Genomic DNA, 7,334 nt, shown 5'->3' on the forward strand with positions numbered 1-7,334 from the left:
AGTAAGTCCATGTCGATCACTCCACGACCCTCCGACTGGCAGCCGGAAGGCAGGAAAACATGGGTCAATTCTCAGCGGAAACTTATAGCCTTCCCGGGTCACTTCTCAGTGGCAATCAACACCCATCAGCCAGATTGCGGACATGATGGTCGACAGCGGTATCGGCCGTATCCCAGTCGTAGATCCGGCAACCTCGCGGCTGGTGGGCATATTGAGCCGTCAGGATCTGCTGAAGGTGCGCCATGTCCACCGCGCATCCGAATGGAAGAGGCGGTGACCGAACCTCCTCAGTCGTTCATCGGATGAATTCGTAGGCTTGGGAACAGACCAAGCGCTTTATCTTTGCGATATGTGGGATGTGGTATGAATATCTCCGAAGATATCTATCTTTTGTAGGCGTCTTCGCTCGGATTCAGCGACCACTCCCCCGTCGTGCAGTTTTCCGGATTGAAAGGAGCGACGGTGCGCATAGTCTGAGCGGGTTCGCCGGGCATAGTGGCGCGAAACCTGACCATAGCGGCCCAACCCCCGTTAAGCTTCGGTTGATCAACCGTGAGATCTATGAACTCGAAGCCACTGCTGCCAAGTGGCAGACCGGCGCTAATCCGCAGCAGCAAGTCGCGCAGGAAGGGGGAGTGGCGGGTGCGGCAGATATCATTGGGCTCGGTCGCAGTAAGGTCTGCCGCTCCAATATCGTAAGTAGTGGGTGTCGGTTTAGGGTGTGGGGCATATGGGTCGAAGAAACAATCCGTGCCTCAAGAACGAGGTGGCTCCGCGCCCCGGGGATGGCGCGGAGCCGAATACGGAACGCACCCATGACGGCACCTACATACGGTATATTGAATCTAAAACCCGATCAACGCGTTCGTGCTATCGAGTAGGAATTCCTGTCAGCCTAAGCGGCGAACCTTTCGAAAGACCTTTATGCTGATCGACAATAGGCTAGCCATGAAGCCTAAAAGGGTAAGGCGAAGTTGGCCGCGATCATTGCTCTGAATTTCGCCAAGCCTTGTGCGAGGTGCTCGCCGAGTGTGTCGACTGTGCCTTGGCGAACGTGGCACGACGGGGCGATGATGATGGTTGTGGCGCGCAGATCTGCCATCCCCGAAAGGTGTACAGCAAAAGAAATATCAACGCGCGGTACGAAAAGCGCAGTGATTATGGGACAATGGCACTGATGGTCCGGACCGCGGCGGTAGGGCTCGGTGCAATAAACCAGAATTGGCAGGCAATTTTTACCTTTCGTTACTTGAGGTCAGCGAATTCACTGGTAGAGGCGATCGCGGGCGACGGCGAGGGCGCGATCACGCCACCCGTCGTCCATCGGCCTTCATCAGATCAGTTGTGCAGTCAGGACCTGTGCGATCATGTGCGGGCGGTTTCTCGACCGCGTCTTGAGCCGCACGTTTTCGACATGGCGTTCGACCGTAGAGGGTGCGATCTTGAGGCGCAGCGCGGTTTCTTTGGCGGAAAAACCATCTGCCACGTGACGGATGACGTCGGTCTCGCGCGCTGTCAGCGCCAACAATCGAGATGCTTGTGTGTTGTACATGAGTCGCCCCTCACTCTGTGGAGGAACGATTGTGCGCACAAAATCAAATACAGGATATCAGTATTTTTTCCAGTTAAAGCCAAGGCAAGGATATCGAACCGGAATCCGCCGATAAGATTATAGATATTGGCAATCGCTCCCTGACAAAAAGCACCACATCGCCGGGGAAGAGATATGTTCAAATCGACCTTTGTTAAGTTCGCGTTCCCGAAATTTGTTGAACGCGCAATCATGATACCCGGCTTTGATTGAGAAACCGCTGTGCGCCCTTTTGGCTTCAGGGCATTTTCCGGCCAGTAACATTCCGCTTCCAAATCGATGGCCTGCGCCCAGCTTCAACTGGATCGCGCCTTGCCTCGCAGATATACAGTCGCGGGCATCAGGAGCTTAAGGCATTGGACTCAACCGGAACCGAGGCGAAGATTATCGACGACCTGCAGGCTATCGTCGCGCGCTCGCGTCTGGACGCAGACCGCCTCAAGCTCGCACTCGCGGCCGGCACTATCGTCGGGACCTGGTTCTGGGATGTGCCCGCCGACCGTTTCACGGTCGATGAGCCTTTTGCCGAGGCGTTCGGTCTCGACCCCGCCCTGGGGCGGGACGGTCTCAGTCTCGAGAAGATCGTCGAGACCGTCCATCCCGAGGACCGCGCCGGCCTCATCGCCGCCATTGAGGAAGCGCTCGCGAGGGGAGGCCGCTATGCCCATCAGTACCGCGTCTGCCGCACCAATGGCCAGTATCACTGGATCGAGGCCAACGGACACGTCGTCCATGATGAAGGCGGCAAGCCCATAAGCTTTCCCGGCGTGATTATCGATATCGGAGAACGTCGCCGTATCGAGGCTGAACGCGACAGCGCGCGGGCGCTGCTGACCAATTTCGTCGATGCCATGCCCGGCGTCGTCTACGCCAAGGATCGCGAAGGCCGGCTGATGATCGGCAACCATGGTACGAGCGAACTCATCGGCAAGGCGCCCGAGGATTTTATCGGCCGCACCGACCTGGAGGTGCTCGAGGACAAGCAGCAGGCCGCCATGGTAATGGCGACCGATCAGCGGATCATGGCCAGCGGCCGTTCCGAACAGGTCGAGGAGGATGTGAATTTTCCCGATGGCCGGCGTGCCATCTGGCTGTCGACCAAATCACCGCTGCGGGATGCCGATGGTGCGGTAGTGGGCCTTGTCGGAACCTCGCTCGATATCACAGAGCGCAAGGCCATTGAGGCCAGCCACCGCGAGATCGAGGAGCGCTACCGGCTCGCCATCGGTGCTACGAGCGACGTGATCTGGGATTGGCGTCTCGCCGACGGCCACGTCGTCTGGAACGAGGCACTGGCGACACGCTTCGGGCATGCACTGGAGCAGACAAGCGCACAGTGGTGGCTCGACCACATCCACCCCGAAGACCGCGCGCGGATCGAGGCCAGCATTCATGCGGTGGTCGATCATGGCGGGACCAGCTGGACTGACGAGTATCGCTTCCAGCGCGCTGACGGCAGCTACGCATTCGTGCTCGATCGCGGCGCCGTGCTGCGCAATGACGATGGCGCTCCCGTTCGCATGATCGGCGCGATGCTCGATCAGACCGAGCGCAAGGCGGCAGAGGCCGCGCTCGCCGAAAGTGAAGAGCGGCTTCGTCTCGCGACCGAAGCCTCCGATGTCGGCCTCTGGGACGTCGACATCATAAAAGATGTGTTGATCTGGCCGGCCCGCACCAAGGGCATGTTTGGCATTTCGCCCGATGTGCCGGTATCGATGCGCGACTTCTACGCGGGACTGCATCCTGACGATCTCGATGCGACCAGCGCGGCATTCGCGGCGGCCTCCGATCCCGATCAGCGCGCGCTCTACGATGTGGAATATCGAACCGTCGGCAAAGAGGACGGGATCATCCGCTGGGTCGCGGCCAAGGGTCGCGGCGTGTTCGAGGAGGATCGCTGCATCCGCGTGGTCGGCGTTGCGATCGACGTCACGACGCGCAAGGCTGATGAGGCCCAACTCTTAGACCTTAACGAACGGCTCGAACTGCGCGTTGCCGAGGAGGTCGCCGAGCGGACAAGAGCCGAGGATGCGCTACGCCAGAGCCAGAAGATGGAAGCCGTCGGTCAACTCACCGGCGGTATCGCGCACGACTTCAACAATATGCTTGCCGTCGTTGTCGGGTCGCTGGACCTGCTGACCCGGCGCATGGGAGAGGCCGATCCCAGGGCCCGGCGCTATGTCGACGCGGCGATGGATGGCGCGCGGCGCGCGGCTCAACTCACCCAGCGCCTTCTCGCTTTCTCGCGCCAGCAGCCCCTCAAGCCCGAGGCGTTAGACGCGAACAAGCTGGTTGCCGGCATGTCCGATCTGCTTCGCCATACGCTTCCTGATATTCAGCCCGAAACCGTGCTGGCTGGCGGGCTGTGGCGAACTTTCGCCGATCCCAACCAACTCGAGAATGTCATCCTGAACCTCGCTGTCAACGCGCGAGATGCCATGGCCGATGGCGGGAAGCTGACGATCGAAACCGCCAATTGCCATCTCGACGTTCGCTACGCCGCCGGCCATCTCGGTGTACCGGCCGGGCAGTATGTAATGATCGCTGTGAGCGACACCGGCAGCGGCATGCCCGAGGAGGTCATTGCCAAGGCGTTCGACCCCTTCTTCACCACCAAGGAGGTCGGGCGCGGCACGGGTCTTGGCCTCAGCCAGGTCTACGGGTTCGTCAAACAGTCGGGCGGACATGTGAAGATCTATTCCGAGGTCGGCCAGGGGACCACGGTGAAGGTCTATCTGCCCCGTCTCATGGGCGCAGTCGAAGACGTGGAGAGCGCCCAGACGGACGACGCGCTGCCGATGGGCGAGAGTCAAGAAGTGATCCTCGTTGTCGAGGATGAGCCGGGTGTGCGCCAGTTCTCGGTAGATGCTCTGAGTGAGCTTGGCTACCGGGTGCTCGAGGCCGATGGGGCGGCAGCCGCACTCAAGCTGATCGACGCCCATCCCGAAATCGCGCTGATGTTCACCGATGTTGTCATGCCCGAGATCAATGGTCGCAAGCTTGCAGACGAGGCACGCCAGCGGCGTCCCGACCTCAAAGTTCTCTTTACCACCGGCTATACCCGCAACGCCGTCGTCCATAACGGCGTGCTCGATCCTGGCGTGCATCTGATTGGCAAGCCCTTCACGGTCGAGGAACTGGCGACGGCAGTGCGTCTCGTGATCGAAGAAGACGTCGAATAGACTTTTTAGGCGCGGTACCTACTCTACCGGTGGCTGGTCCTACGATCGCCGATTTCGAGGCAGCCGATATCCATAGGGCGTGGCACGAGTGGTGCGAGTTGGTCGGGAGCCGACGGCGCGTGAATGTGGGCTATCCAAAACGCGCGGCTGCAGGCCGGCGGTTCGTCTATCGGCCAAAAGGCGTGAGGCTACGGGTTCGCATTTGCTTCGCGCACGAGCGCAGACAGCTGCTTCTTGAATGATTGCCCGTCGAAGTGCGCATCGATCTGCGTAAAGCCCTCCTGCGCCAACCGCGAGCGCAGATCCTTAATGGATACGCATTGGCCTTCACGGGCGAGTTCGAAGGCACGAACCGGTAAAGTGGTCTCGGGTGTCAATATCTTCTCCAGCATCGATCGTGCTTGCGCTTGCCGAAAAGCACTTCCGTAGCAGCTAAGATTAAACCCTCGGGAAGCGATTAAGTTACATCACATCGCGCCAGATTGAAAAGTTGTGAGTGCAGCAGCGGATTTCCGCACACATCACCGTGTTAGCCCGGGGGGGACATGAATGGCCAACCTCCGACGTCAGAGATCTGTACAGCCAGCTGTAGTTGGTCCCTGGATTTATATGGTACGCCATTGGTGGAAAGCGTTGGAAGCCCCTCTGACCAACCGAAGCGCAGGTGGCGGCTATGCGTCTGATCCTGATATCGGTACCCACAACACCGACCTCTCGACCTTCATGATCGACACCATCAATTTGACGATCGTCGGTCTTCATGCGCGGCGGTCTGCCGCGGCTTCCCGGGCGATTGACCGGTTCCGACGCCAATGGACATTCCAATGGCTGCCCCAAAACACATCGAGGGGTCGGAAGCTGGTGCCGCTGAAATGTCGTCTGTGGACGCCCCCAAAGAAGCAAGCGTTAAATGAGAGGTGGTACGTAGTCAGGTGCTCTCGTCTGTCCGGCCTCTGAGTGCAGCATTATGCTGCGGGCCAGTATGGGAGTTCGCGGACCGGATCCAAATCGGCTTAGCGCGCTTGGTTAGCGCTTCGACATTCCCTGGTTTTCCGACCCCGTCTAACTGACAGTTGTGCCATACCCTCCTTCGACCGCCTACGTCTCCGACGACCTCAGGTCTGTTGTCGCAGCATCACGCGGCGACAGCGACCGGAGCTTTGTAATCCTCCCGCTTTGTCATGAGCGCCCAGGCAATGCGCGCCATCTTGTTGGCGGGCGCTACCGACACGAGCATACGCGGTTTGCGGGCCAACATCCCTTCCAGCCACGAACCTGCCGGCGCTCCCCGCACGGTTGCCTGCCGCACGACCGCGCTGCCGCCGATAATAAGCAATCGCCTGATGGTCCGCTCGCCCATCTTCGATATCCTGCCCAATTTCTGCTTGCCACCGGTTGAGTGCTGAAGTGGGGCAAGGCCCAGCCACGCAGCAAAATCGCGGCCTTTCGTGAACGACGCCGCCTGAGGCGCTAGCGCCACGATAGCAGTTGCAGCGATCGGCCCGATGCCAGGGATTGTCATGAGTCGGCGCGCAACTTCATCTTCACGTGCCCGGCGCGCGATCTCCTTGTCTAGGCCGGTAATCCGATGATCCAGTTGGTCCAACATTTCGGTCATGACCCGCAGCATGGCCCGGGCGGGCTCGGGTAGAGAAGAAGCCATCTCATCTTCATCCAGCAAATCCGCTAGCATTGTCGCCTGGGCTACGCCGCGCGGTGCTACCCAGCCGTACTCCGCGAGATGACCACGCAATGCGTTGATCAATTGAGTGCGTTGACGAACCAGCAAGTCACGTGTCCGAAAGACCATGCCGGCAGCCTGTTGTTCCTCGGTCTTTATTGAGACGAACCGCATGCCTGGCCGCTGCGCCGCCTCACAAATCGCTTCCGCATCGATCGCATCGTTCTTGTGTCGCTTCACGAAGGGCTTGACGTAGGTCGGCGGAATAAGCCGGACCTCATGCCCAAGTTGGGCCAATTGTCGCGCCCAGTGATGGGCGCCGCCGCATGCCTCCATCGCGACAAGGCAGGCAGGTTGGTTAGCAAAGAACTCGAGCAGCTTGCTGCGGCTCAGTTTGCGGCTGAAGACTGTCTCGCCCCGCTCGTCGGCACCGTGTGCGTGAAACGAATTCTTGGCGATATCCAATCCGATTGTGATAACCTCCGACACGGACGCCTCCTTCAGTGGTGTTCAACACCTCCACTATGGCACATCGATGCCGTCGGGGGGCGTCCACCCCATCAGCTATATCCGTCACCCGGCTCCAACTCAGTCAATCGCCTGTCAGCCACAGCATGGCTTCCTGAAACTCAGGCACTTAACCGTCCCCAACTCGTTATCCTTTGCACAAGCGGGGCTGGGCGAATTGCCCAGTGCCTCGCCTAGGAGCATTGCCCATGACGCTTTCGCCGCCGCTACTTTATTCCCCCGAAATCGAGACGTTGCAGGATGACGAGGGCGAAACGCTTGCCTCGATCAATGCTTCTTTCGACAAGATCCTTCAGACTACTTATGAAGATTATGGCCGCGCCGTGCGCGCGGTCCATGCCAAGGCGCACGG

5 protein-coding genes are annotated in these 7,334 nt (G+C 59.6%); 2 read left to right on the top strand and 3 right to left on the bottom strand.

Annotation, left to right across the window (positions count from 1 at the left end; all coding sequences use genetic code 11):
• The first annotated feature begins 124 nt into the window (after positions 1-124).
• Positions 125-277 (top strand): CBS domain-containing protein, encoded by a 153-nt coding sequence (locus A8V01_RS25520; protein WP_281256555.1) that lies wholly within the window; start codon positions 125-127, stop codon positions 275-277.
• A gap of 1,056 nt (positions 278-1,333) precedes the next feature.
• Here A8V01_RS25520 and A8V01_RS25525 read toward each other — a convergent pair.
• Positions 1,334-1,591, bottom strand: coding sequence for a response regulator transcription factor (locus tag A8V01_RS25525; protein ID WP_281256554.1), 258 nt, complete (start codon positions 1,589-1,591; stop codon positions 1,334-1,336).
• Positions 1,592-1,947: 356 nt separating this feature from the next.
• On the opposite strand from A8V01_RS25525, the gene A8V01_RS29475 reads away from it, so the two are divergent.
• Positions 1,948-4,773, top strand: coding sequence for a PAS domain-containing protein (locus tag A8V01_RS29475; RefSeq protein ID WP_245892832.1), 2,826 nt, complete (start codon positions 1,948-1,950; stop codon positions 4,771-4,773).
• A 188-nt stretch (positions 4,774-4,961) separates the two neighbouring features.
• Here the strand turns inward: A8V01_RS29475 and A8V01_RS25535 are convergent, their stop codons facing one another.
• The gene (locus A8V01_RS25535) at positions 4,962-5,165 is read right to left on the bottom strand and encodes a hypothetical protein (RefSeq protein ID WP_103099072.1); all 204 of its coding nucleotides are present in this window, start codon (positions 5,163-5,165) and stop codon (positions 4,962-4,964) included.
• Between the two features lie 743 nt (positions 5,166-5,908).
• Positions 5,909-6,943, bottom strand: a complete 1,035-nt coding sequence (locus tag A8V01_RS25540; protein ID WP_103099073.1) for an IS110 family RNA-guided transposase — start codon at positions 6,941-6,943, stop codon at positions 5,909-5,911.
• Positions 6,944-7,334 lie beyond the last annotated feature (391 nt).

This window comes from Novosphingobium guangzhouense (assembly GCF_002896965.1).
Taxonomy (GTDB): Bacteria; Pseudomonadota; Alphaproteobacteria; order Sphingomonadales; family Sphingomonadaceae; genus Novosphingobium; species Novosphingobium guangzhouense.

Coding starts and splice junctions, on each gene's coding strand:
- A8V01_RS25535 (WP_103099072.1), bottom strand. CDS start 5,165: ATGCTGGAGAAGATATTGACACCCGAGACCACTTTACCGGTTCGTGCC.